Origin of the sequence: Streptomyces sp. 11x1 (genome assembly GCF_032598905.1) — a bacterium.
Classification (GTDB): Bacteria; Actinomycetota; Actinomycetes; order Streptomycetales; family Streptomycetaceae; genus Streptomyces.
In genome coordinates this window covers 5,865,176-5,889,512 of record NZ_CP122458.1, presented here as the reverse complement: position 1 = coordinate 5,889,512, position 24,337 = coordinate 5,865,176, and the positions used below count along the sequence as shown (strand labels likewise).

Sequence of the window (24,337 nt, the reverse complement as noted above, 5' to 3'; positions counted from 1 at the left end):
TCCGCGCTCACATCACCGTCCCTCTGCCGCCGTCGGGCCCTCTGTCGCTATCGGGCCCTCTGTTCGCTGCCCGCTCCTCCTCCCTCAGACCCTCCGCCAGTACCTCCGCCAGGTGCAGCCCCCTTCTCCCCGCCAGCTGCTCCAGCTGCGTCCGGCAGGAGAAGCCGTCCGCCAGGACCAGCGCGTCGTCGGGCGCGTCCCGTACCGCCGGGAGGAGTTGCTCCTCGGCGCAGGCCACCGAGACGTCGTAGTGGCCCTTCTCGAAGCCGAAGTTGCCGGCGAGGCCGCAGCAGCCGCCGCTGAGGGCGCCGGTGAGTCCGGCGGCCGCGCGGAGGCGGCGGTCGGGGGCGTCGCCCAGTACCGCGTGCTGGTGACAGTGGGTCTGGCCGACGACCGGGCGGTCGACGGCGGGTGGGGTCCAGTGCGGGGCGTGGCGTTCGAGCGCCTCCGCGAAGGTGATGACCGAGGCGGCGAGCTTGTGGGCCCGGGGGTCGTCGGGGAGGAGTTCGGGCAGGTCGGAGCGGAGCGTCGCCGCGCAGCTCGGTTCGAGGACGACGACGGGGAGGTGCGGTGGGGTGAGGTCCGGGTCTTCGTCCAGCAGCCGTTGCGGGATCGGGCTCAGGAAGACGTCGAGGATGTCGAGCGTGCGGCGCAGCACCGCGCGGGCCCGGTCGAGCTGGCCCGTCGAGATGTACGTCAGCCCGCAGCAGACCCGGCCCGTCCGCATCGCGAACGGAGTCCGGGTGAGGCGCGGTTGGGTGAGGGCGACCTCCTCACCCGCCTCCGGCCTCCGCGCCCAGGCGGGTTTCCGCTTCATCCACAGTGTCGGCGGCACGATCACATGGAGCCCGGCCGCCTCCAGCACCTTCAGCGCCGCCTGCCCGACGGACGGCGAGAGGTACTCCGTGAAGGTGTCCGTCCACAGCAGCACGGTCGTGGGCGCCTGCGCCGCGGTCGCCGCCTCCTCCCGCCGCGCCTCCTCCTTCAGCATCCGGTGGTACCACCGGGTGAACGGCACCCTCGCGGGCCGCGGCAGCTCCCGCTCCCCCGCGATCCCGCCCAGCCGCTTGGCGAGTGCGGCGAGAGGGCGTACCCCGGCGAGGAAGCCGACGAGTCCTGCCGTGCGCGTACGGGCCACCAGGCGGAGCCACAGCGGCAGCCACCCCATCGCATAGTGGGACGCCGGGCGAGGGCGGCCCGCGTAGTGGTGGTGGAGGAACTCCGCCTTGTACGTGGCCATGTCGACGCCGACCGGGCAGTCGGAGCGGCAGCCCTTGCAGGAGAGGCAGAGGTCGAGGGCGTCCCGCACCTCGGGCGAGCGCCAGCCGTCGGTGACCACCTCGCCGGCCAGCATCTCGTGCAGGAGGCGGGCCCGGCCCCGGGTGGAGTGCTCCTCCTCCCCGGTGGCGCGGAAGGAGGGGCACATGACGGCTCCGGACGCCGGACTCACCTCGGCCGTACGGCACTTCGCGACGCCCACACAGCGTCGTACCGCCGCCGAGAAGTCGCCGCCGTCGTCCGGGTAGGCGAACTCCACCGGCACGGGTGTGCGCGGGAGGACCGCGAAGCGGAGGTTGGTGTCGAGGGGTGCGGGGCGGACGAGCATGCCGGGGTTCAGGAGGTCGTCGGGGTCCCAGACGCCCTTCACCTGCTCGAACAGCCGGACCATCTCGGCGCCGTACATCGTCGGCAGGAGTTCCGCGCGGGCCTGGCCGTCGCCGTGTTCGCCGGAGAGGGAGCCGCCGTGCGAGGTGACCAGTTCGGCCAGTTCCTCGGAGAAGCGGCGGAAGCGGCCGACGCCCGCCGGGGTCAGGAGGTCGAAGTCGATGCGGACGTGGATGCAGCCGTCGCCGAAGTGGCCGTAGGGCGTGCCGCGCAGGGCGTGGGCACGCAGCAGGCCCCGGAAGTCCCGCAGGTACGCGCCGAGCCGGGCCGGTGGCACCGCGCAGTCCTCCCAGCCCGGCCAGGCCTCGGTGCCGTCGGGCATCCGGGTGGCCGTGCCGCTCGCGTCCTCGCGGACGCGCCAGAGCGCGCGCTGCGCGGCGGGGTCCGTGACCACGCGCGCGTCGGCGGCGTCGGCCGCGCGGACCAGGGCGTCGGCGCGGGCCCGCGCCTCGGCGGGTGTGTCGCCGCCCGTCTCCACGAACAGCCAGGCCCCGCCCGCCGGGAGGCCGCTCGCCCCCGGGGGGACCAGGTCGGCCGCCATCCCCTCCACCGTCAGCGGGCCGAGCGGCAGCAGCCCGGGGGCCGCCTCGGCGGCGGCGCTCTCGTCGGCGTACGCCAGGACGGCGAGGGCACGCGCGCGGGGCGCCTCGACGAGCCGTACGACCGCTTCCGTGACCACTCCGAGCGTGCCCTCGGAGCCGCAGAAGGAGCGGGCCACGTCCGCGCCGTTCTCCGGGAGAAGGGCGTCGAGGGCGTACCCGGAGATCCGGCGCGGGAGGTCGGGGAAGCCGGTGCGCAGGCGGGCCAACTCCCGCTCCACCAGCGGGCGGAGGCCGTCCGGGGCGCCGGACCAGCCCTGGGCCAGTCTGCGTGCGTCGCCGCTCCCCGTGAGGACCGACAGCTCACGCACGCTGTCCGCCGTCGTGCCCCAGGCGACCGAGTGCGAGCCGCAGGAGTTGTTGCCGATCATGCCGCCGAGGGTGCAGCGGCTGTGGGTGGAGGGATCGGGTCCGAAGCGGAGGCCGTGCGGGGCGGCGGCCTCCTGGAGGCGGTCCAGGACGAGGCCGGGCTGGACGACCGCCGTGCGCGCCTCGGGGTCGAGGGAGACCAGCCGGTTCAGATGGCGGGTGAAGTCCAGGACGACGCCGGTGCCCGTGGCCTGCCCGGCGATCGATGTGCCACCGCCGCGCGCGACGACCGGCACGCCGTGTGCGCGGCAGACGGACAGAACGGCCGCCACGTCGTCCGCGTCCCGGGGCGCGACCACGCCCAGCGGCACCCGGCGGTAGTTGGACGCGTCCATCGTCGTCAGCGCGCGTGCGGTCGCGTCGAACGCGGTCTCGCCGCGCACGCCCGCCGCCCGCAGCGCGGACCGCAGCGCGCCCCTCAGCTCCGCCGCGTCCGCGTCACCTGCCGCGTCGCGCGCCCGGGCGGCACCGCGGCCCGTCGCACCCCCGATGTCCGTCATGCGTCCCAGGATGCACCCGACCACTGACAGTGACGACGACGTGGCCGTGGAGTGACGGTCCGGCCTGTGGACAGGCGGCGCGCCGCACACCGGGAACGTTGGCTTGATTCCGGAGAGCCAACCTGAAACCGGCCAACTGCCGTCACGAACTCCCATATAGTGACGCCCAATTGGGCATCGAATCGAGCACTGACCAAGCTCCATCAGGTGCCGATCAAGTGCTGATCAGGTGCCGATCAAGCACTGACCGATCCCGATCAAGCCGTTCAAGCACTGCCTGAGCACAAACTGAGCACCAGACGTCGCTTCTCGTTCAGGGACCGACCGAGTTACCGCCTCCAGGAGCCGACTGCGTTACCGAGTTCAGAACCGACCGAGGACACCCGCCGATGACCGCGCCCAGCCCCCCACGCCCGCCGGGCGAACGCCCCGCCCTGCGCTCAGTCCTTCCGTTACCCCTGGTGACCGCCCTGCTCTCCGCGACCGCCGTGGGCGCGGTCGTCGCACCGGCGCCGCCGGACGTACGCACGGCCCTCGCGGTCGGCGGGGGCGCGGCCGCGCTGCTGCTGACGCTGACCGTCGCCGTCACCGTTCACGCGCGCGTGTCGGTACGGCTGCTGCGCCTGCGGCTGGACGCGGTCTCCCGGGACACGGGTCTGCTGCTCCAGGAACGGGCCAGAATGGCCGAGGAGCACACCCAGGAACGCGGCCGGTTGACTGAGGAGTTCGTGCAGGAACGGGCACGGATCGCGGCCGAGTTCGCCCGGGAACGGGTACGGCTGACCACGGAGGCCGAGCGCGAACGCGAACGGCTGTCCGACGAACGGGACCGTACGGCGGAGGAGACCACCCAGGAGCGGTCCCTGCTCGCCGAACGCGCCGAGCGGGCCGAGTCCGAGCGCACCGCCCTGCTCGCCGTGACCGCCAACGTGGCGGGCCGGATGCAGGCCCTCGCCACCGGCACCCTCGCCGACCTGCGGGCCATGGAGGAACGTCACGCCGACGAGGACGTCCTCGCCGACCTCCTCCACCTCGACCACCGCACCGCCCAGGCGGGTCGCCTCGCCGACTCCGTGGCCGTCCTCGCGGGCGCCCGCTCGGGCCGCCGATGGGCACGGCCGATCCCGATGGAGTCGATCCTGCGGGGCGCGATGGGCCGGATCGGCGCCTACCGTCGGGTGCGGCTGCACTCCTCCAGCGAGGCCGCCGTCGCCGGCCACGCCGCCGAGGGCGTCATGCACGCACTCGCCGAACTCCTCGACAACGCGGCCAACTTCTCGCCGCCGACCGCCGAGGTCCATGTGTACGTCGAGGAGGTCCCGGCCGGGGCGATCATCTCCGTCGAGGACTCCGGGCTGGTCATGAGCGACGTCCAGCTCCGGCGCGCCGAACGCGCCGTGTCGGGCGAGACGGCCGACCTCACGACTCTTTCCGGCACGCGTCTCGGCCTCGCCGTCGTCGGCCGGCTCGCCCGCAAGCACGGGCTGAAGATCTCCTTCCGGCCGTCCGCGCGCGGCGGCACGGGTGTGCTGATGCTCATCCCGCAGGACGTCCTGGCCAGCACGGTCCCCACGACGGCATCGCCCACGACGGCATCGCCCGCGACAGGGTTCCAGTCGGCGGGGTCGGCCACGCCCGCCCCTCCCGCGTCGGCGCCCCTCGCGGGGGCGGCGCCTGTTCCGCCGCCGTACGCGGGCGTACGCGCCCCGCACGACCTGGACGCCGAGCCCACGCCCACGCACGAGTTCCCGCCGGAGGCTCCGGCCCCGCCGACCTCCGACCCCGTCGCCGACGCCCTGATCGACTCCCTGTCCGGCTACCGCCGGGCGCCTTCGACGCCGCCGGGGGGCACGGCGACGGGCACGCCGGCTGACGCTCCGGCTGACGCGCCGTTCGGCTCTCCGGCGTACGGCGCGCCCCACACGTCCTCGTTCGCCTCCCCCTTCACCTCGTCGTTCAGCAGCGAATTCGGCTCGGGCGACCCGGCCTTCGACTCCGGGTACGCCGGTGCGTACGCCGCCGAGCCCGACACGCGGCACGACGCCGAGCCCGGCTCTCCGACCACCCCGGGCGAGACCGCCTCCCCCACCCCTTCCGACGCCCTCCCCCGGCGTCGGCGCGGCCAGTCACTCGCGGAGGCGGAGGCACACACCAGGGCGCAGGCCGCCGACGCGCAGGCCCGTTCGGAGCGCGTATCCCGGCCCGCCGAGGACGCGGGCACCGGCGCGGTCCGCTTCAGCAGCTTCCGCCGCGCGGTGCGCGGCACGGGCGGGCTGGACCAGGCGTTCGTCCAGGGGACGGCCTCGGGGGACGAGAGCTCCACGGGGACGCCGGTCCCGTCGACACCACCGGACCCGTCCACCGCCGTCGAACGGTACGCCGACCCGTCCGCCGCCGTCGACCGATACGTGCCCCCCGCGGCCCCTGCCGGGCCGGTCGCGCCGGAGGCCGCCCTGGAACCCGTACGGGACGCCGCTCCGCCCGCCGAGGCCGAGGCCATGGACCAAGGCGAGGCGCGGCAGCCGGAGTTGGAGCCCGTGCGGGAGCCCCAGTGGGGTGTCGTAGGGGGAACCGCGTGGGAACCGCGGCCCGATGCCGAGCCCGAATCCGTGGAGGAGACGGCCTGGGCACCCGGTCCCGTGCCGGAGCCCGGTTGGGAGCCCGAGCCCGCGAAGGGGCTCGCGTGGCAGTCGGAGGCGGCGAAGCAGGCCGCCTGGGAGGCGGAGGCCGCCGCCGAGCTTCCCTGGGCGCCGGATCCCGCGCAGGAGGCGAAGTGGGAACTCGATCCGGTACGGGAGCCGGCCTGGGAGCCCGTCCTGGACACCCGCCCCGCCCCGGAGCAGGCCACCGCGCCCACCCCGGACCTGAACCTGGACACGGGCTCGGTCGCGGACCCGGCCCCGTCCGCGTACGCCCACCAGGAGCCGTACGCGCACCCGGAGCCGTACCCGGACTCACCCTCGTACGCGGAGCCTGCCCCTTACGCATCCCCGGCTCCGTACACGGCGTCGTCCCCGTACGCGAAGTCCGCCCCGTACACGGATCCGAACCCCGCACCGGACCCAAGCCCTGCACCGGCCCCGGACCCGGACTTGGCCGCGGCCCCGGAGCTGGCTCTCGCCCCGGTCGAAGAGCCGCCGCCCCACACCCCCGCCCCCCACACGCACCCCCACCTGGAAGGCGACCACACCCCATGACCGGCACCGGCTCCACCGCCGACGACAGGCTCACCTGGCTCATGGAGGGTTTGCTGGAACGCACTCCGGGCGCCCGGCACGCGCTCGTCCTCTCCCGGGACGGCCTGAAACTGTGCCGTACGCCCGAGCTCTCCGTCGACCAGGCCGACCAACTGGCCGCGATCGCCGCCGGCATCCAGTCGCTGTCCCACGGGGCGTCCATCCAGTTCGGCGACGGCAGCGGGGGCGTGCGGTCGGCGATGGCGGAGTTCTACGGCGGAGTCCTGTTCATCGTGGAGGCGGGCGAGGGCGCGCATCTGGCCGTGGTGACGGACGAGGAGGCGGAGGCCGGGCTCGTCGGGCACAACATGAGCGAGCTGGTCGAACAGCTGGGCGAGCACCTGAGCGCGCGGCCCCGCCACCCGACGAGCGCGGCTGCCGATGACCCGACCGGTACGGCGAGCACGACCGGTACGGCGAGCGCCACTGGTCAAGCGGGTACGACGACGACCGTGGTCACGGCCATGGCTCTGGCGCCCCGTACGTCATGAGCCGGCCCGGCAGGGACGACCTGCCCGACCGGCTGTACACGCTCACCGGGGGTCGCAGCCGCTCCGCGCCCGGAGCGCCGCTGGACCTGGTGACGCTGGTGGTCGCGGAGAGCCAGCCGATCCCGGGCATGCAGTCGGAACACGTGACGATCCTGCGGCTGACGGAGCGTCCGACGGCGGTGGTGGAGATCGCCGCCGAACTGCGGCTGCCGGTGAGCATCACCAAGGTGCTGCTCTCCGACCTCCTCACGGCGGGCCGGGTCAGCGCCCGGCATCCGAACCACGCCACCCTGGTTGATCCGGACATTCTGGAGCAGGTGCTAGTTGGACTTCGCAACCTCTGAGAACGGCGACGGCCACTCCGTACCGCCGTCGCCGCCCGTGCCCCTCTTCGGTGCGCGTTTCCGGGGCGAACCAACCGCCCTGTACCAGGAGTTGCGGCGGGAGCACGGGGAGGTCGTGCCCGTGCTGCTGGACGGGGGCGTACCGGCGTGGCTGGTGCTGGGCTACCGCGAACTGCACCAGGTGACGAGCGATCCGGAGCTGTTCAGCCGTGACTCCGACCTGTGGAACCAGTGGCCGGGCATCCCGGCGGACTGGCCGCTGCTGCCCGTGATCAGCCCGGAGCAGCCGTCGGTCCTGGGCACGGTCGGTGAGCGGCACCGGCAGCGCGCCGCGCTGATCGAGGAGGCGCTGGAGGCGGTCGAGCCGCTGGAGCTGCGCGGTCATGTCGAGCGTTTCGCCGACGAGTTGATCGACGTGGTGTGCGGGGTGGGCGCGGCGGATCTGGTGGGACAGTTCGCGGCGCCGCTGCCCGCGCGGGTGCTGGCGTTCCTGTTCGGATTCCGGGAGGAGCACGCGCCCGGGTTGGTGGCGGCGCTGAACGACATCCTCGACGGGCAGGACCGGGCGGTGGCGGCCGAGCGGTACCTGCGGACGGCGATGGCCCGGCTGGTGGCGGAGCGCCGGCAGCGGCCCGGGGACGACGTGGTGTCGCGGCTCCTGGCGAACGCGCGTGCGTACGGGGTGACGGTGGAAGAGGTCACGCACGATGTGATGGTGATGCTGGCGGTGGGGCACCAGCCGACGGCCGACTGGATCGGGAACTCGCTGCGTCTGATGCTGACGGACGACCGTTTCGCGGCGTCGCTCTTCGGGGGGCGCAGCAGTGTGGCCGAGGCCATGAACGAGGTGCTGTGGGAGGACGCGCCCATCCAGAACGCGGCGGGGCGCTGGACCACCCGGGACACCCGTCTCGGCGGTCGTGTCCTCCGTGCGGGTGATCTGGTGCTGCTGGGGCTGCAGGGGGCCAACGCCGACCCGCGTGTCCGCACGCACGGCGCCGCGCTGACCGGTGGGAACAACGCGCACTTCTCGTTCGGCCACGGCGAGCACCGCTGTCCGTTCCCGGCCCAGGAGACGGCCGAGGTCATCGCCCGAACGGGCATCGAGGTCCTCCTGGACCGCCTCCCGGATCTGGACCTGGCGGCCCCACCCGAATCCCTGACCCGCCGTCCTTCGCCGTGGCTGCGGGGGTTGGTGGAGTTGCCGGTGCGGTTCTCACCGGGGCCGGCGCGTGGGGTGTGAGTCCGGGGTTCTTCGCCCCCGCCGCCCCTACCCGTCCCATCCTCAAGGGGCTGCGCCCCTTTGACCCCCAGCGTCCGTCCGGTGGGGGGTGCTCGCGCAGTTCCCCGCGCCCCTGCCCTTCCGGCCCGAAGGGGCCGAGGCCCGTCGTGGCCTGCGGCCCGTTCAGGGGCGCGGGGAACTGCGCGAGCACCCCCCCAACCACCCGCAGCCGACAACGCACCCGAACACCCGAGCTGCACAGCGCACCCCACCCCGTCTCACCCGACGGACGATGTTTCGCCCGGGTTTCCCCGAGCCGATAGGCTCGCGGCGTGGCTGATATCCAGATCCCCGCTGACATCAAGCCCGCCGACGGACGTTTCGGCGCGGGCCCCTCCAAGGTGCGGACGGAGGCGCTGGACGCCCTGGCCGCGACCGGTACCTCCCTGCTCGGCACCTCCCACCGCCAGGCCCCGGTGAAGAACCTGGTCGGCCAGGTCCGCGCGGGCATCAGCGAGCTGTTCTCCCTCCCCGAGGGCTACGAGGTCGTCCTCGGCAACGGCGGCTCCACGGCGTTCTGGGACGTCGCGACCCACGGCCTGATCGAGAACAAGAGCCAGCACCTGACCTTCGGCGAGTTCAGCTCGAAGTTCGCCAAGGCCTCGAAGCTCGCCCCCTGGCTCGCCGAGCCCACGGTCGTCTCCTCCGACCCCGGCACGCACCCGGAGCCGACCGCCGAGGCCGGCGTCGACGTCTACGCCTTCACGCACAACGAGACCTCCACCGGTGTCGCCGCCCCGCTCAACCGCGTGGCCGGCGCCGACGACGGCGCCCTCGTCCTGGTCGACGCCACCTCCGGCGCCGGCGGCCTGCCCGTCGACATCACCGAGACCGACGTCTACTACTTCGCCCCGCAGAAGTCCTTCGCCTCCGACGGCGGCCTCTGGATCGGCGTCTTCTCCCCGGCCGCCATCGAGCGCGCCGAGCGGATCCACGCCTCCGGCCGCCACATCCCGGAGTTCTTCAGCCTCCCGACGGCGATCGACAACTCCCGCAAGAACCAGACGTACAACACCCCGGCCCTCGCCACCCTCTTCCTGCTCAACCAGCAGCTGGAGTGGATCAACGGCCAGGGCGGTCTGAGCTGGTCCACGGCCCGTACGAAGGACTCCTCGACCCGGCTGTACACCTGGGCGGAGGAGAGCAAGTACGCGAGCCCCTTCGTCACCGACCCGGCCAAGCGGTCCCAGGTCATCGGCACGATCGACTTCTCCGACGAGATCGACGCCGCCGCCGTCGCCAAGGTCCTGCGCGCCAACGGCATCGTCGACACCGAGCCGTACCGCAAGCTCGGCCGCAACCAGCTCCGCGTCGCCATGTTCCCGGCGATCGACCCGGCGGACGTCGAGGCCCTCACCAAGTGCGTCGACTATGTGATCGAGAAGCTCTGACCCCGACCGCTCCCGTACGAGGATCACTCCCGTACGACGCCGAAGGGGCCCGGCAGCACGTGCTGCCGGGCCCCTTCGTGTTCTTCAGTTCTTCAGTTCTTCAGCGTGACGGTGACGCTCAGCCGCGGAAGCCGAGGATGCCGTGCAGGGTCTCACCGCTGGTCGCGGCCGGCCCCTGCGTGCTCAGCGTCGACCGGGCGGAAGCCTCCTGCGCGGCCATCGGCTTCGGGTCGGGCAGCTTCTTGCAGGTGGCGTCGGCCGCACCCTTGCCCCGCGGCACCTTGCCGTTGGTGAGGTAGGTCGCCAGGTACTTGTCGAGGCAGCTGTTGCCGCTCAGCGTGATGCCGTGGTTGCCGCCACCCTGCTCGACGACCAGGCTGGAGTTCTTGAGCAGCTTGTGGACGGTGACACCGCCCTGGTACGGGGTGGCCGCGTCGTCCGTCGCCTGGAACAGCAGCGCCGGCGGGATCTTGGAGTTGGCGACGTTCACCGGCTTCAGCGACTTGGTCGGCCAGAACGCGCACGGCGCGTTGTACCAGGCGTTGTTCCAGGTCATGAACGGGGCCTTCTTGTAGACCGCCCAGTTGTCCTTGGTCCACTTCTTCCAGTCGCGTGGCCAGGCGGCGTCACGGCACTGGACCGAGGTGTAGACGCTGTAGCCGTTGTCACCGGAGGAGTCGACGGCCGCGAAGTTCTGGTACGCCTCGACCAGCGGGTCGGAGTTCTTGTCGCCGACGTAGGCGGCGAACGCCTCGGCGAGGAACGGCCAGTAGCCGTTGTAGTAGCCGCCGGGGAGGAAGGTGTCCTCCAGCTCGGAGGCGCCCACCTTCACCGAGCCGCCGACCGGCTTCTTGGCGAGTGCGGCGCGCATGGCGTACCACTTCGCCTCGATCTTCTTCGCGTCGGTGCCGAGCTTGTAGGTGGCGTTGTGCTTGGCGACCCACTTCATGAACGCCTTGTGCCGCTTGTCGAAGGCGTAGTCCTGGTCGAGGTTGTCCCGGTACCAGACACCCGTCGGGTCGACGATCGAGTCGAGGACCAGGCGCCGCACCCGCGTCGGGTACAGCTTGGCGTAGACCGCGCCGAGGTAGGTGCCGTACGAGTAGCCGAAGTAGTTGATCTTCTTGGCGCCGAGGGCCTTGCGGATCGAGTCCAGATCCTTCACGGCGCTGATCGTGTTGATGTACGGCAGGACGTCCTTGTGCTTCGTGCCGCAGGCCTTGGCGAAGTCTTTGGCCCGCTTGACGTTCGCCTTCTCTATCGCGGCGGTGCTGGGCACGGAGTCCGGGCGCACCGGGTCGAAGTACCCGGGCTTGCAGTTCAGGGCGGGCTTGCTGGCGCCCACGCCACGCGGGTCGAAGCCGATGACGTCGTACTGCGCCGCGACCTTCTTCGGCAGCGCGGAGGCGACGAATCCGGCCAGGGTCAGACCGCTGCCGCCGGGGCCTCCCGGGTTGACCAGCAGCGGGCCCTGGTACGTCTTGGAGGTGTGCGGCACCCGGGACAGCGCCAGGGTGATCTTCTTCCCGCTCGGCTTCGCGTAGTCGAGCGGCACCTTCACCGACGCGCACTGCAGCGTCGGGTAGTTGTCCGTGGCGCACTTCTTCCAGGCGACCTTCGCGGCGGCGGCCTGGACGGTGTTGCTCGCGGCGGACGCCCCACTGGCGTTGGCGGGGACGGCACTGACCGTCCCGGCCAGAACCACGATGGCACCGCTCAACACGGCTGCGCTTCTTCTCATAGACATCTCTCAGAACGATGAGGGGGGTTCAGGTCCGCGAGGTACGCGGCCCGTGCCGCATGTTTCCTGAAGAGCACCCCACACACGCACGCATTAGACGAAGACTTGACCGAATTGATCCATTGGATCCACTCAAGAACCTCACAGAATGGGGCACTTGAAGCCATCCGGGACACAGGTGAGCAAGGACGGTGAGGTGAGCGAGGACCATGAGCAGCATGGTCATGGTGAAAGGCATCGACGCCCGAGGCATGCGGCACTGCGAGAACGACGACACTGGGCTCCAAGGCTGTCGCGAGCGCGGCGTGCTCCCGCCCCGCCCGCCTACTCCGCCTACTCCGCCCGCTCCGGGGACGCCGCCCGCGCCCGGATCACGTCCACACCGGCCTCCCGCAGGGCCGCGCAGGTCGCGTCTCCCTCCAGTGCGTTGGTGACAAGCGCGTCCAGATCCTCGGGGCCGCAGATCTTCACCATGCCGTCGCCGGGGAACTTGCTCCGGTCGGCCAGCAGGACGACCTTGTCCCCGGCCGCGATCATGGCCCGCCGGGCGGGCACCTCGGCCACGGTGGTGTCCATGACCTGGCCCCCGGGGCGGACGCCACAGGCGCCCATGAACAGCCAGTCGGCATGGACTTGACGAAGGTTGTCCTCGGCCATGAACCCGTCCAGCATGCGTGACTCACGGATGACCATGCCCCCGAGCAGCATCAGGTCGACGGCCTCGTCGTCGACGAGTTCGTCGTACACGGCGAGGTTGTTGGTGATCACGGTGAGCCGACGCCCACGCAGCTGAAGGGCGAGCCGGTGCACCGTCGTCCCGCTGTCCAGGATGACCGACTGACCGTCCTCGATCAGGGCGGCGGCCCGGGCGGCGATGGCGTCCTTCTCCGCCACCAGCACCTCGGCGGCCTCGTCGAACGGCGTCGGCCGATCATCGACGACCGCCCCGCCGTGAACCCGGGTGAGCAGCCCGTCCGCCTCCAGCTTCAGCAGATCCCGGCGAATCGTCGCCGCGCTGGACCCCAGCTGCTCGGCGAGACCGGTCACGGAAGCCGTACCGCCGGAACGCAGGGCCCGCAGGATGAGTCGGTGTCGTCGTTCAGCCAGCACACGACAGGACACTACAGGCAGCCGCAGAAACCAACCCGCCGCCTTCCGACCGTAGTTGATGTACGCCACCGGGTGCACCCGGGACCACCGGGCCGCCCCTCCCCCCCCCATCGCTCAGCTCACGCCGCCGTGCAGCTCACACCCGGCCCACCCCCGCCTCCGGGCGTGCCCTCGAAGCCGAGGGTCGCCGAACCGCCTGGGGCGAACGACCCGTTGTGGGCGGCGTTGGTGGCGGTGAGCACGGCGCCGGTCTGGGTGTACGAGGCATTCCACATGGTCGTCACCCGCTGGGAGCCGGGTCAGCTCCAGGGGTCACCGGGGTCCTCCGGGTCGCCGGGGTCGAGGCCCCGCCCGGCGGGAAGCCCGGCGCCTTGATGCTCGTCAGGTATCCATCCTTCTCGCCGACCCAGACCGGCGGAGGCGCGGCGCGGGGCCGGAACAGGGTGGAAGAGCTCCCACCACCGGCACCCCCCATGGAAGACAGAGCGCATGAACACGTCAAGGCGTCCGGCGTCACCTGATACGCCGGACGCCCCTGACGGTGCCCTCGGGCCCCCTGCGGCCCCTCGTGGCCCCCGCGCGCGCCCCCGAGTTCCCACGTCCCAGGGGCCGTATGTCACCGGCTCAGCTTCTGGAACCTCCGTACCGCCAGCGGCAGGAAGATCAGCGTGAGCACCACCGGCCACACCCCGGCCATCAGCAGCGCGTTCTGTTCGATCCAGGAGTCGCCGACGACCGGCGTGCCGAACAGGTCGCGGGTCGCGGCGGCCGTGGAGGAGATCGGGTTCCAGGCGGCGATCCAGCCCAGCCAGTCGGGCATGAGCTGCGGGGCGACGAGGATGCTGGAGATCATGGTCAGCGGGAACGCGACCGCGAAGAGACCTCCCGCCGCCTCCGGGTTGGGGACCAGCAGTCCCAGCCAGACGCCGATCCAGATGAGCGCGAAGCGCAGCCAGAGCAGCAGACCGAAGGCGGCCAGGAAGCCGAGGCCCGTGTCCGGGCGCCAGCCCATCGCGAGGGCGGTCAGCATCATGATGGCCAACTCGGCACAGGCGACGAGGAGATCGGTGATCCCCCGCCCCGCCACCACTGCCGACGGCGCCATCGGCATGGAGCGGAACCGGTCGATGACCCCCTTGGTGGCGTCGTAGACCACCAGCGTCGCCGTGTTGATGAACCCGAAGGCCATCGTCATCACGAACATCCCCGGCATCAGGAAGTCCCCGTAGTCCCCGCCACCCGGCACCTGCATGGCGCTGCCGAAGACATAGCCGTAGAGCAGGACGGAGAGGATCGGGAAGCCCAACTGCCAGGCGATGTTGACCGGTTGGCGCCGGTAGTGGGTCAGGCCACGACGGACGATGTTCCAGACGTCGGCCAGCACCCAGTACGTACGGCCGTGCCCGCTCGACACGTCCAGGTCGACGGCGCTCGTGGCGACGGTACTGGCGGTGGCGGTACTGGCGGTGGCGTTCGGATCGACGGTGGTCATGCGGCGGCCCCCTTGCCGTTCTCGTCGGTCTTCTCCGTGCGGTGGCCCGTCAGGCGCAGGAACACGTCGTCCAGGCTGGGCCTGCGCAGGCCGATGTCCTCGACCCTCACGCCCTCGTCCTGAAGGGTGCGGGCCACCTCGGTGAGGGCCGAGACGCGGTCGGTCACGGGCGCGTGGACCCGCAACTCCGTGTCGTCCGACTCCGGCTCGCCGTCCGAGACGCGGGCGACGACCTTCACCGCGCGCGGGATGTCGGCGCGCTCGGCGACGACGACCTCGATGCGGTCGCCGCCGACCGCGCTCTTCAGCCCGTCCGGGGTGTCGTCCGCGATGGCCCGCCCCTGGTCGATGACGGTGATGCGTGAGGCCAGCCGGTCGGCCTCCTCCAGATACTGCGTGGTGAGCAGCACGGTCGTACCGCTCGCCACCAACGCCCTTACGGATTCCCAGACTTCGCCCCGGCTGCGCGGGTCGAGGCCGGTCGTCGGCTCGTCGAGGAAGAGGACGGACGGGGCGAGGATCATCGAGGCGGCGAGGTCGAGTCGGCGCCGCATGCCGCCGCTGTACTTGCCGACGCCCAGGTCGGCCGCGTCGGTGAGGTCGAACCGGTCGAGCAGCTCGACCGCGCGCTGCTTCGCCCGCTTCCCGCCGAGGTGGAACAGCCGCCCGAACATCTCCAGGTTCTGACGGCCCGTCAACACCTCGTCCACGGCGGCGTACTGCCCCGTCAGTCCGATACGGGCCCGCACCTCGCGCGGGCGCCGGGCCACGTCGAGGCCGGCCACCGTCGCCCGGCCGCCGTCCAGGCGCAGCAGCGTGGAGAGGATGCGTGCGGCGGTGGTCTTGCCCGCGCCGTTCGGGCCGAGGAGGCCGTGCACCGTGCCTTCACGGACGGTGAGGTCGAAGCCGTCCAGCGCGCGTTTCTCCCCGTACCGCTTCTCCAGACCCTCGGCCCGGACCGCGTACCCGTCACTCATGAGTCCCCCTCAACAGACTTCCGTCAAGAACTGGGTACACTGTACCCGATTTCGCGTACGACGTACCCAGTTTTTCGCGAGCACCTAAACTCGGGCTCATGACAAGGGGCAAGAGCGCTACGGCGGGCGGCGCGGCAGGTGCTGGGGCGCGCGGTACGACAGGCACGGCGGGGGGCGGTACGGCGGGCGGTACGGCAGGCAGCACCACCGTCGGTACGGAGACCAGCGGCAGCGGTGACATCGTCCGCACCCAGCAACTGCTCTGGGACACCGGCCCTCGCCCGAGTCGCGGGCCCAAGCCGGGGCTCACCCTGGAGCGGATCGTGGAGGCGGCGGTCCGGGTCGCCGACACGGAGGGGCTGCACGCCCTCTCGATGCGCCGGGTCGCGACCGAACTCGGCACCGGGACCATGTCCCTGTACCGCTACCTCCCCGGCAAGGGCGAACTGCTGGACCTGATGCTCGACCGCGTCCAGCGGCCCTCCGAGAACCCCACCGACCTCGGCGACGGCGGCTGGCGCTCCGCCCTGGAGGCCATGGGGCGCGCCACCCTGGCCCTCTACCGGCGCCACCCGTGGCTGCTCCAGGTGAACCAGTCCCGCCCCGTTCTCGGGCCGAGCGCGCTGGACGGGATGGAGAAGGTGCTCTCCCGCATCAAGTCCATGGGGCTGACCGACCCCGAACTGATCTCCGCGATCGTCGCCGTGGACGGCTATGTCGTCGGCGCGGCCCGTACGCAGCTCTACGCGGAGGAGGCGGAACACCGCACCGGCCTCACCGACACGGAGTTCTGGCAGGCCCAGGCGCCCGTCCTCGAAGAACTCATGCGCTCCGGCCGCTACCCGCTCCTGGCCGGCCTCTCCGAGGACTCGTTCGGCTCGGACTTCGACCACTTCGAATTCGGCCTGCAACGCATGCTGGACGGGCTGGAGGTATTCGTGAACAGACGCCGCGAGCGCCCGCAGGGCGCGGGAGCGGAGGGCGCGGGGGCCGGGGTGGAAGCGGAGGGCGCGGGGGCCGGAGGCACGGAAGCCGGGGGTGCGGGAGTTGGTGGGGCGGGAGTTGGAGGGTCCTAGTCGGCGGGCGCGGAGGTCGGGGCGCGGAGGTCGGGGCGCGAAGGCCTGAGAGGCGGAAGCCGAGAGAGGGAAGGCCGAAAGCGCGAAGGTCACGGAGCGGAGACCGGGGCGGATGTCGGAGACACCGAGACGGGCCACGCGGATGGCGGATGCCGGATGCCGAACACCGAGACAGGCCACGCGAACGGGTGCGGACCCGGTCCGGCTTCCCTCCCCCGACGGCGGCGCGCGGCTGATCGCCGCCTCGTCCCCCGCCCGGGGGGCGTCCTGCGCACCGGACTCCCGCTCGCCGCCCGCCCGCCCGACGGACACGAACGAAACCGGCGGCGCGAAGGCCGCGGATCTGGAGGCCGGTCGAGGGAGGTCGGGTGGGTCAGGGTAGGTCAGGCGGATGGGCGGCGTAGGAGGCGGCGGAAGCCCCATACGACGACCACCGCGCCGGCCACGGCCAGTGCGCCGACCTTGACGTTCGAGCTCGTGCCCTCGCCGTCCGCCTGCGCCGTACCGGAACCGTCCCCGTCGGAGGAGGACGACCCGGAGCCGCCGCTCCCGGAGCCGCCGCCGGGCACCTCCCGCGCCACGACGGAGCTGCCGGACCCCTCACTGCCGTACATGATCTTCGAGCCGTCGGTGCGGAAGGTCACCGACTCCCCCTGCCGCTGCAGCGGCACGCTCAGCCGCTCGGCCTTCTTGATCTTGCCGCCGTTCCAGTCGTAGAGGATGCCGCCGAAGTACGCGCGCAGGGCGAGCTGCTTGCCGTCCGGCGAGAACGCGCCGTCGGTGACCTCCAGGTCCGGGACGGACGCGACCTTCTTGAACACGTTGGTGCCGGACGCGGACAGCTCCGCGGGCCCCTCGTACAGCGATCCGCCCGCCTCGTTCTTGTCGGCGATGTACACCCGCCCGGTCTTCGGATGCACCATCAGCGCCTCCGCGTCCCGCGCCCCGTCCTCGTACTTCACGACGTACTGCGTCGCCTTGAGCGTCTGGTCCTTCAGCTCCTTCGGCTCCGGCAGCTCGTAGATCCACACATACGCCCAGGTGCCGCCGAGGTTGTCGCCGATGTCGCCGACGTACAGCTTGTTGCCGGGGCCCATCGAGATCGCCTCGACGTCCCTCGGGGTGCCGACGCCCGTCAGGGTGACCGTGGCGACCGTCTCGCCCGTCTTGCTGTCGACCGCGTACAGGAACGCGCCGTCGTCGCTGTCGTTGTGGGTCCAGTAGACCCCCGGGTGCTGCCGGGACGCGGCGAGACCGCTCGACTCGGTGATCCGCGAGTCCTGCATCGTGAACCCGTCGTCGTCGGCGAGAGCGGGCGTGGCCGTGAGAGCGGCGAGCAGGATCGCTGCGAGACCGGCGAAGCCTGTGCGGGCCGCGCGGAACCGGCGGAGGGGGCGGGGGCGGTTGAGGGGGCGACGGCGCATGGGGCCAAGCCTGCCATCTCGCTCCGCTGGGTGGGGTGGGGGAGCGCGGTGGGGGGCTGGCGAGTCGTTCGGGTGCGGGTGCGGTGGGGGCTGGTCGCGCAGTTCCCCGCGCCCCTGAAAAGCGGGGCTGCGCCCCTGCTCTTCGCCCGGGAGGGCCGCAGGCCCTCAAGGGGCGCGGGGAACTGCGCGAGAAGCCCCCACCGCACCCGCACCTGCCGAACCCTCCGCGCCCCCGCCGATCCCGAAATCCGAGCCACGACCCATCACGTGGTCAGATTCACAGCCCCCGTCGGCCGCCCACCCCCTACCGCCCGGTAGCGATCGTTCATGATGAGCGGATGCTCAGGTTCATGCCCGTAGGCGACTCCATGACGATCGGCAGCGCGGGCGAACACACATGGCGCTTCCGGCTCTGGCAGCACCTGCGCGCGACGTACGACGGCCCCTTCAAGATCGTCGGGCCGCGCGAGACGCTCTACGACAAGGCGACGGACGCCCCGACGTCGTACGAGTACGCCGACACCGACCCGCGTTTCCCCCGCGCACATCTCGCGGGCTGGGGCGAGGGCTGGCTCCACATGGCCCCGCTGATCGCCGACGCGGTCCGCACCCACCGCGCCGACGTCCTCCTCGTCTCCCTCGGCCTGATCGACCTGGGCTTCTACACCAACGCCGAGCAGACCGCCGAGAACACCCGCCGCTTCGTCGAGGCCGCCCGCGAGGCCGCCCCGCACATCCGTATGGTCCTCCTGCCGGTCACCCCGAACATCCGCGCCGAGTCCGACGCCCCCTTCGCCGCCCAGGTCACCCGCTTCAACGAACTCCTCGCCAAGACGGCCGCCGACCTCGACGAACCCCGCTCCCCCCTCCTGCTGGCCTCCCCGCCCCCGTCGTACGACATCCACTGGGACACCTACGACGGCACCCACCCCAACGCCTCCGGCGAACACAAGCTGGCGGCGACCTTCGCGAACGCGATGCACGAGGCGTGGGGGCTCGGAGGCCCTTACGAGCAGGCGTAGCCTCCGTGCCCCTTTCTTCCGTCGTGTCCTCGTCACCGTGCGTATCGTTGTACTGCGCGGCCGTCCTCGATCGAGGGGCGGCCGGGGAGGAGCGCCACGATGACCGTCCTTGAAGACAGGATCGCGATGGCCGAGAGCGACAACACGCGACAGCTCGACGAGATGTTCGAGCAACTCGAGAAGATGCCCGTCCCCGAGGGATACAAGGTCGAGATCGTCGAGGGGACCATCTACACGTCGCCGCAGCGGGATGCTCACTGGAAGACCATTTTCGCGATCCTTCAAGCGCTTCTGGAGGCCTTCGGGAAGGGGGTGAACACCGTCTCGGACGTCCGCATCGATTTCCCCGGCCGGCTGAACGGCCTCGCCCCTGACGTGGCGAAGCTGCGTGACGACGCCGAGAAGGACTCCAACGGCCGCTGGCGCCACGAGAACGTCGAGTTCATCGCCGAGGTCATCTCCCAGGACACCGCCAGGAACGACTACGGCCCCAAGAAGACCGCGTACGCGCTCGCCGAGGTCCCCGTCTACCTGATCGCCGACCCCTACGCTGGCAAGTGCCGGCTCTTCACCCAACCCAAGGACGGCGACTACGTCAGCGACCTGTCCATCACCTACGGCGGCGACGTCGACATGACCACCACCCTCCTCGGCCTGGTCCTGCCGACCGCCGACCTCCCCCGAGGCTGACGCCGTCGCACGCGGCCACTTGGCCCGAGCGATCCGCACTTGATCGGCCGCCCCCGACTCGCTTGGATGTCCCGGTCGGACGCGGCGGCGACGGATGCGGGGCGGGCGGATGACGCGGGGCGGTGGGCTGGGGCGGGAGTTCCGGTGGCTGTGGGCGGCGTACGCGGTCAGCGCGTTCGGGACCCGGCTGTCGTTCGACGCGCTCCCCCTGCTCGCGGTGCTGGTCCTGCACGTCGGCCCCACGGAGGTCTCCGCGCTGGCGGCCACCGGTCTGGCGGTGGGCGCGGCGGTGGCCGTACCGCTCGGTCCCTGGCTGGAGTTCCGCCGCAAGCGCCCGGTGATGATCTCGATGGACCTCGCCCGCTGCGCTGCCCTGCTGTCCGTCCCGGTGGCCTACGCCCTGGACCTGCTCACCTTTCCCCAACTGCTCCTGGTCTCCGTGCTCGTCGCCATGGCCGACATCACCTTCACCGCGGCGAGCGGCGCCTGTCTGAAGTTCCTGGTCCCCCCGGAGCACCTGGTGGCCGCCAACGGCCGCTTCGAGGCCACGACCTGGACCACGACGATGCTCGGCCCGCCCCTCGGCGGCGCCGCGATGGGTCTCTTCGGCCCGGTCGTCACCGTGCTGATCGACGCCGGCAGCTACCTCCTCTCGGCGGCGGGCATCCGAGCGATCGGCACCGAGGAGCCCCGCCCGACCGGCACGAGGGAACCCCACCCGGCCAGCACCGAGGAGCCCCGTCCATCCGGCACCAAGGAATCCCGCACGACCGACACCGAGGAACCCCGTTCGACCGGCGCCGAGCAGCCCCGACCGGCCGGCAGGACGCAACCCCACCCGGCCCCGGCCGTCAAACCGGCGACGGATGCCGCCCCCCGGCTCCGCCTCGGCGACCTCCTGGACGGCTGGCGGTACATCCTCCGCGACCCCGCCCTGCGCCCCCTCTTCCTCAACTCCGTCCTCGTCAACGCCCTGATCATGGCCCCGGCACCGCTGTTGCTCATCCTCATGGTGGGCCAACTCGGCTTCGCGCCCTGGCAGTACGGCCTCGCCTTCGCCGTCCCGTGCGTCGGCGGTCTGATCGGCTCGCGTCTCTCCCGTCGTCTGGTCGTCCGGTACGGGCAGGACAGGGTCATCCGGGTCTCCGGAACCCTGCGGGCGTGCTGGCCGCTGGGCCTGGCGTTCGTCGACACGGGTCCGGCGGGCCTCGCCCTCGTGATGGTCGCCGAACTGGGCCTGATCACCTGCATCGCTGTCTTCAACCCCGTACTGGCCACCCAGCGCCTCACCCGGACCCCGTCGGACCGCGTCGCCCGCACGCTCACCGCCTGGTCCGTCACCGGCAAACTCACCATCGCCGCCACGACGGCCCTCTGGGGCCTCCTCGCCTCCGTCACCACCCCCCGCACGGCGATCGCCACGGCCGGCCTGCTCCTCCTGGCGACGCCACTGCTGCTCCTCCGCCGCCACGACCGCCACCGCGACCGGATCGATGCGGGAACCGACAACTCACTTGATCTCAACCGTGCTTGAGGTTGCACCATGGTCCACATGACCACGGAAACCCCGGCGCGAGCCGCCGACATCGAAGCCGTCAAGCAGGTCGTCGCCACCGTCGAGCACTCCCAGCAGCACAAGGACCCCGACGAGTTCCTCGCCCTCTTCCACCCCGACGCGATCTGGACGACGGCCCACGGCAAGGTCCTCATCGGCCTGGACGAGATAGCGGCGTTCACCCGCAAGGTGCTCCCCGGGGCCCACTGGGACGGCGAGGTCAGCTACGAGGTGGTCCACGTGCTCTTCCTCCGCCCCGACGTCGCGGCGGTCAAGGTCCGCCAGCGCTACCTGGGCGGGGACGACACGAGCGAGGGGGCCCCGCTCTACGTGATGACCAAGCAGCCCGACGGCCGCTGGCTGCTCACCGCCTGCCAGAACACGCAGGTCCTGGCAGGCTGAGCGAGGGGAACGGCCGGGCGCGCCGGGAAACCGGCGCGGCGGTCAGAACCGGTCAGAACATCGTGTTGTCGTTCGCCGATGTCTCCGGCACGTCCTGCAGCGCGTCCCAGTGTTCGACGATCTTCCCGTTCCGCACCCGGAACAGGTCGACGACCGCCTGCCCCCGCTCCCCCGGCACGTTCACGTAGTGGCTGTGGACGGCGACGAGCTCGCCCTCGGCCACGACACGTTTGCGCGAGACGGTGAGGGACGGGAACTGCTGGAAGTAGCCCCCCAGACCGGCCTTGACCCCCTCCACGCCGTCGGGGATGTTCGGGTTGTGCTGGTGGTACTCGCGGCCCCAGTACTTGTCGATCGCCGACAGGTCCTTGCGTACCAGCAGCCGGTCGAACGCCTTGGTCACCAGCTTCTCGTGGTAAGAGGTCAGCCAGGCCGGTCCCGGCTCGCTCGTCCGGGGCCTGCTGACCGTGGAGAACATGTCGTTGCCGTTGGCCGACGTCGCCGGCACGTCCTGCGCCACGTCCCAGTGCTCGGCGATCCGCCCGCCCTGGAACCGGAAGATGTCGAAGACGGCGGAGCCGCGAGTGCCGGGCGTCAGCACGACGTTGGAGTGCACGAGCACGAGGTCGCCCTGCGCGATGACCCGCTTGACGTCGTACGCGGCGTCCGGGAACTGCCGGTTCACCATCCCGGCGAGGCCCTTCAGTGTCTCCGCCCCGTCCGGCGCGAACGGATTGTGCTGGATGTAGTCCGGCCGCACGTACCGGTCCACGACCGCCGTGTCCCCGTCCTCGAACACCCCCTTCAGCACCCGTACGGCAACGGCCTTCTGGTAGCCGAGCCGCGCGGCGCTCCCGTACGGGGCCCGTTCCGCGACGGCGGCGGAGGGCGGGGCCGCGACGGCCGGTACGACGGCGACGGTGGACGTGAGCGCGGCGGCCGCGAGGACGGCGACGAGCGCGCGGCGGGCAGGCGTGGTGGGGGTCACGATGCTCCCATCTGCTACAACACGGGCATATTGAAAGTTCAAGCTCATGCTTACGAAAGGAAAGCACTAACCTCCAGTTAGCGTCAAGATCCCTCTCGCTTGCCTAGAGCGCACTCCACGGCCTTGGCTAGGGAGTCATGAAGTACACACAGCTCGGACGGACAGGACTCAAGGTCAGCCGACTGGTCCTCGGCACCATGAACTTCGGTCCGCAGACGGACGAAGCGGACAGCCACGCGATCATGGACGCGGCGCTGGACGCGGGCATCAACTTCTTCGACACGGCAAATGTGTATGGCTGGGGCGAGAACAAGGGCCGCACCGAGGAGATCATCGGGAACTGGTTCGCGAAGGGCGGAGACCGCCGCGACAAAGTCGTCCTCGCGACCAAGGTGTACGGCAACATGGCGGACTCCGACCACGCCTGGCCCAACCACGACAAGCTCTCCGCGCTGAACATCCGGCGCGCCGTGGACGCCAGCCTCAAGCGGCTGCGGACGGACCACATCGACCTCTACCAGTTCCACCACGTCGACCGGGACACCCCGTTCGACGAGATCTGGCAGGCCGTCGACGTGCTCGTCCAGCAGGGCAAGATCCTCTACGCCGGCTCGTCCAACTTCCCCGGCTACAAGATCGCCCAGGCCAACGAGACCGCCGCCCGCCGCGGCGGCACCATCGGCCTGGTCAGCGAGCAGTGCCTCTACAACCTCTACGAACGCCGCGCCGAGATGGAGGTCATCCCGGCCGCGCAGGAGTACGGGCTCGGGGTCATCCCGTGGTCGCCACTGCACGGCGGTGCGCTCGGCGGCGTCCTGAAGAAGGAGGTCAAGGGCGGCCGGCGCGGCTCGGGACGCGCGGCGGGCGCCCTGTCCGGCCCCGACGCACGCGCGAAGATCCAGGCGTACGAGGACCTGCTGGAGAAGCACGGTCTGGAGCCCGGCGAGGCCGCCCTGGCCTGGCTGCTCACCCGCCCCGGCGTGACCGGCCCCATCGTCGGCCCGCGCACCGCCGCGCAGCTCGAATCCGCGCTGCGCGCGGTGGAACTGGAGCTGGACGAGGAGCTGCTGGCGTCCCTGGACGAGATCTTCCCGGGCCCGGGCCCGTCCCCGGAGGCCTTCGCCTGGTGACGACGGCGACAGGGGACGGCCCCTGTTCGTAGGGGCGTGGGAACTGCGCGACGAACCCTCACCAGCCGGCGGCCGTCACCGGCAGCGGCCGACGAAGGCGCGCGGCTCCCCGCCCCCGCCCGCGATACGGCTACTTACCGAGCGCCGCCGCGAGAGCCACCACAGCGAACATCAGTACGAGCACACCGGCCATGATCCGGTTACGGGTCTTCGGGTCCACACCCCCGAGCCTAACCGGCGGCCCGAACGGTCATCCGCCCGCCCCGAGCCCCCACCGCGCGACCGCCTCGTACCGCGGCTGCTCACCCGCCACCCCGGACGCCGGCAGACGGCTGCGCACCAGCGCCAGGTCGGACACCGTCCACGACCGCCCGGCGAAAGCGTCGAGCACAGCGACGTACGGCCTCACGTCGAGGTCCTCCCGGCTGCGGGCCACCGTCAGATGGGGGGTGTACCGGCGGTGCTCCCCCATCGGCACCCCGGCCTTGCGCGCCGCCGCCTCCGCCCGGTCGGCCAGCATCCGCAGCGCGCCGAGGTCCCCCTCGGCCCCCGCCCACAGGGCCCGGCCGCGCCCGAACTTCCCGCCGCCGCGCACGGCCAGCCGGAACGGCTCGCTGCGCTCCGCGGCCCGCTCCAGCCGCCGCGACAGCTCCGGTACGACGTCCTCCTCGACCTCGCCGTAGAACGCGAGCGTGAAGTGCCAGCCGGGCGGCTGGGTCCAGCGCAGCCGGTCCGCACCCGCGAGGCTCTTCAACTCCCCGGCCACCAGACCGAGTTCCTCGACGACATCAGCGGGCGGAAGCACAGCGGCGAACAGTCTCATGCCCGCCACCCTTTCAGCCCGCGTGTCACT

General features: G+C 71.7%; 18 protein-coding genes and 2 pseudogenes. 11 read left to right on the top strand and 9 right to left on the bottom strand.

The window, feature by feature from the left end; genetic code table 11:
* Positions 1-7: 7 nt before the first annotated feature.
* Positions 8-3,133, bottom strand: a complete 3,126-nt coding sequence (locus P8T65_RS25980; protein ID WP_399100211.1) for an FAD-binding and (Fe-S)-binding domain-containing protein — start codon at positions 3,131-3,133, stop codon at positions 8-10.
* 389 nt (positions 3,134-3,522) lie between these two features.
* Here P8T65_RS25980 and P8T65_RS25975 point away from each other — a divergent pair, with 389 nt between their 5' ends.
* The 5 genes and pseudogenes from P8T65_RS25975 (at position 3,523) to serC (ending at position 9,877) form a co-directional block, all read left to right on the top strand.
* Positions 3,523-6,330, top strand: coding sequence for an ATP-binding protein (locus P8T65_RS25975; protein ID WP_316727653.1), 2,808 nt, complete (start codon positions 3,523-3,525; stop codon positions 6,328-6,330).
* Positions 6,327-6,728: pseudogene (locus P8T65_RS25970) on the top strand (roadblock/LC7 domain-containing protein); the annotation flags it as partial. The gene P8T65_RS25975 and the pseudogene P8T65_RS25970, both read left to right, overlap by 4 nt.
* Positions 6,729-6,856: 128 nt before the next feature.
* Complete coding sequence (locus P8T65_RS25965) at positions 6,857-7,204, top strand: DUF742 domain-containing protein (protein ID WP_184892633.1); 348 nt, start codon at positions 6,857-6,859, stop codon at positions 7,202-7,204.
* Positions 7,185-8,447, top strand: coding sequence for a cytochrome P450 (locus tag P8T65_RS25960; protein WP_316727652.1), 1,263 nt, complete (start codon positions 7,185-7,187; stop codon positions 8,445-8,447). Before P8T65_RS25965 ends, P8T65_RS25960 begins: the two co-directional genes overlap by 20 nt.
* A gap of 311 nt (positions 8,448-8,758) precedes the next feature.
* Positions 8,759-9,877 carry a phosphoserine transaminase gene (gene serC, locus P8T65_RS25955; RefSeq protein ID WP_316727651.1) on the top strand — a complete coding sequence of 373 codons (1,119 nt, stop codon included), beginning with the start codon at positions 8,759-8,761 and terminating at the stop codon, positions 9,875-9,877.
* Positions 9,878-9,995: 118 nt separating this feature from the next.
* Here serC and P8T65_RS25950 read toward each other — a convergent pair whose 3' ends face one another.
* From P8T65_RS25950 to P8T65_RS25930, 5 genes and pseudogenes are all read right to left on the bottom strand, one after another.
* A complete protein-coding gene (locus P8T65_RS25950; RefSeq protein ID WP_316731716.1) occupies positions 9,996-11,618 on the bottom strand; it encodes an alpha/beta hydrolase in 1,623 nt (540 codons plus the stop codon).
* Positions 11,619-11,951: 333 nt separating this feature from the next.
* Positions 11,952-12,728: a DeoR/GlpR family DNA-binding transcription regulator gene (locus tag P8T65_RS25945; protein ID WP_316727650.1), complete on the bottom strand. Its 777-nt coding sequence runs from the start codon at positions 12,726-12,728 to the stop codon at positions 11,952-11,954.
* Between the two features lie 119 nt (positions 12,729-12,847).
* A pseudogene (locus P8T65_RS47380) lies at positions 12,848-13,125 on the bottom strand (cellulose binding domain-containing protein); the annotation flags it as partial.
* A 219-nt stretch (positions 13,126-13,344) separates the two neighbouring features.
* Complete coding sequence (locus P8T65_RS25935; protein ID WP_316727648.1) at positions 13,345-14,220, bottom strand: ABC transporter permease; 876 nt, start codon at positions 14,218-14,220, stop codon at positions 13,345-13,347.
* Positions 14,217-15,197, bottom strand: coding sequence for an ATP-binding cassette domain-containing protein (locus tag P8T65_RS25930; protein ID WP_316727647.1), 981 nt, complete (start codon positions 15,195-15,197; stop codon positions 14,217-14,219). The genes P8T65_RS25935 and P8T65_RS25930 overlap by 4 nt, the downstream gene beginning before the upstream one ends.
* 98 nt (positions 15,198-15,295) lie before the next feature.
* Between P8T65_RS25930 and P8T65_RS25925 the strand changes: the two genes are divergently transcribed.
* Entirely contained in the window at positions 15,296-16,273 is a 978-nt protein-coding gene (locus tag P8T65_RS25925; protein ID WP_316727646.1) for a TetR/AcrR family transcriptional regulator, read from the top strand.
* Positions 16,274-16,656: 383 nt separating this feature from the next.
* Here the strand turns inward: P8T65_RS25925 and P8T65_RS25920 are convergent, their stop codons facing one another.
* Positions 16,657-17,697, bottom strand: coding sequence for a WD40 repeat domain-containing protein (locus tag P8T65_RS25920; RefSeq protein WP_316727645.1), 1,041 nt, complete (start codon positions 17,695-17,697; stop codon positions 16,657-16,659).
* A 338-nt stretch (positions 17,698-18,035) separates the two neighbouring features.
* Between P8T65_RS25920 and P8T65_RS25915 the strand changes: the two genes are divergently transcribed.
* From P8T65_RS25915 to P8T65_RS25900, 4 genes are all read left to right on the top strand, one after another.
* Positions 18,036-18,719 (top strand): GDSL-type esterase/lipase family protein, encoded by a 684-nt coding sequence (locus tag P8T65_RS25915; protein WP_215456294.1) that lies wholly within the window; start codon positions 18,036-18,038, stop codon positions 18,717-18,719.
* A gap of 99 nt (positions 18,720-18,818) precedes the next feature.
* On the top strand, positions 18,819-19,409 hold the full coding sequence (locus P8T65_RS25910; protein ID WP_316727644.1) for a Uma2 family endonuclease: 591 nt from the start codon (positions 18,819-18,821) through the stop codon (positions 19,407-19,409).
* A 109-nt stretch (positions 19,410-19,518) separates the two neighbouring features.
* The gene (locus P8T65_RS25905) at positions 19,519-20,943 is read left to right on the top strand and encodes an MFS transporter (protein WP_316727643.1); all 1,425 of its coding nucleotides are present in this window, start codon (positions 19,519-19,521) and stop codon (positions 20,941-20,943) included.
* 18 nt (positions 20,944-20,961) lie between these two features.
* Positions 20,962-21,366: an SgcJ/EcaC family oxidoreductase gene (locus P8T65_RS25900; RefSeq protein WP_316727642.1), complete on the top strand. Its 405-nt coding sequence runs from the start codon at positions 20,962-20,964 to the stop codon at positions 21,364-21,366.
* Positions 21,367-21,418: 52 nt separating this feature from the next.
* On the opposite strand, the gene P8T65_RS25895 is transcribed toward P8T65_RS25900, so the two are convergent.
* The gene (locus tag P8T65_RS25895; protein ID WP_316727641.1) at positions 21,419-22,354 is read right to left on the bottom strand and encodes a nuclear transport factor 2 family protein; all 936 of its coding nucleotides are present in this window, start codon (positions 22,352-22,354) and stop codon (positions 21,419-21,421) included.
* A 137-nt stretch (positions 22,355-22,491) separates the two neighbouring features.
* Here P8T65_RS25895 and P8T65_RS25890 point away from each other — a divergent pair, with 137 nt between their 5' ends.
* A complete protein-coding gene (locus P8T65_RS25890; RefSeq protein WP_316727639.1) occupies positions 22,492-23,484 on the top strand; it encodes an aldo/keto reductase in 993 nt (330 codons plus the stop codon).
* 250 nt (positions 23,485-23,734) lie between these two features.
* Here P8T65_RS25890 and thpR read toward each other — a convergent pair whose 3' ends face one another.
* The gene (gene thpR / locus P8T65_RS25885) at positions 23,735-24,307 is read right to left on the bottom strand and encodes an RNA 2',3'-cyclic phosphodiesterase (RefSeq protein WP_316727638.1); all 573 of its coding nucleotides are present in this window, start codon (positions 24,305-24,307) and stop codon (positions 23,735-23,737) included.
* Between the last annotated feature and the right edge of the window lie 30 nt (positions 24,308-24,337).

Excerpts from the sequence above, each read along its gene's own strand:
- P8T65_RS25980 (WP_399100211.1), bottom strand. The coding sequence starts at position 3,133 with ATGACGGACATCGGGGGTGCGACGGGCCGCGGTGCCGCCCGGGCGCGC.
- P8T65_RS25975 (WP_316727653.1), top strand. The coding sequence starts at position 3,523 with ATGACCGCGCCCAGCCCCCCACGCCCGCCGGGCGAACGCCCCGCCCTG.
- P8T65_RS25965 (WP_184892633.1), top strand. The coding sequence starts at position 6,857 with ATGAGCCGGCCCGGCAGGGACGACCTGCCCGACCGGCTGTACACGCTC.
- P8T65_RS25950 (WP_316731716.1), bottom strand. The coding sequence starts at position 11,618 with ATGAGAAGAAGCGCAGCCGTGTTGAGCGGTGCCATCGTGGTTCTGGCC.
- P8T65_RS25935 (WP_316727648.1), bottom strand. The coding sequence starts at position 14,220 with ATGACCACCGTCGATCCGAACGCCACCGCCAGTACCGCCACCGCCAGT.
- P8T65_RS25930 (WP_316727647.1), bottom strand. The coding sequence starts at position 15,197 with ATGAGTGACGGGTACGCGGTCCGGGCCGAGGGTCTGGAGAAGCGGTAC.
- P8T65_RS25925 (WP_316727646.1), top strand. The coding sequence starts at position 15,296 with ATGACAAGGGGCAAGAGCGCTACGGCGGGCGGCGCGGCAGGTGCTGGG.
- P8T65_RS25920 (WP_316727645.1), bottom strand. The coding sequence starts at position 17,697 with ATGCGCCGTCGCCCCCTCAACCGCCCCCGCCCCCTCCGCCGGTTCCGC.
- P8T65_RS25915 (WP_215456294.1), top strand. The coding sequence starts at position 18,036 with ATGCTCAGGTTCATGCCCGTAGGCGACTCCATGACGATCGGCAGCGCG.
- P8T65_RS25910 (WP_316727644.1), top strand. The coding sequence starts at position 18,819 with ATGACCGTCCTTGAAGACAGGATCGCGATGGCCGAGAGCGACAACACG.
- P8T65_RS25905 (WP_316727643.1), top strand. The coding sequence starts at position 19,519 with ATGACGCGGGGCGGTGGGCTGGGGCGGGAGTTCCGGTGGCTGTGGGCG.
- P8T65_RS25900 (WP_316727642.1), top strand. The coding sequence starts at position 20,962 with ATGACCACGGAAACCCCGGCGCGAGCCGCCGACATCGAAGCCGTCAAG.
- P8T65_RS25890 (WP_316727639.1), top strand. The coding sequence starts at position 22,492 with ATGAAGTACACACAGCTCGGACGGACAGGACTCAAGGTCAGCCGACTG.
- thpR (WP_316727638.1), bottom strand. The coding sequence starts at position 24,307 with ATGAGACTGTTCGCCGCTGTGCTTCCGCCCGCTGATGTCGTCGAGGAA.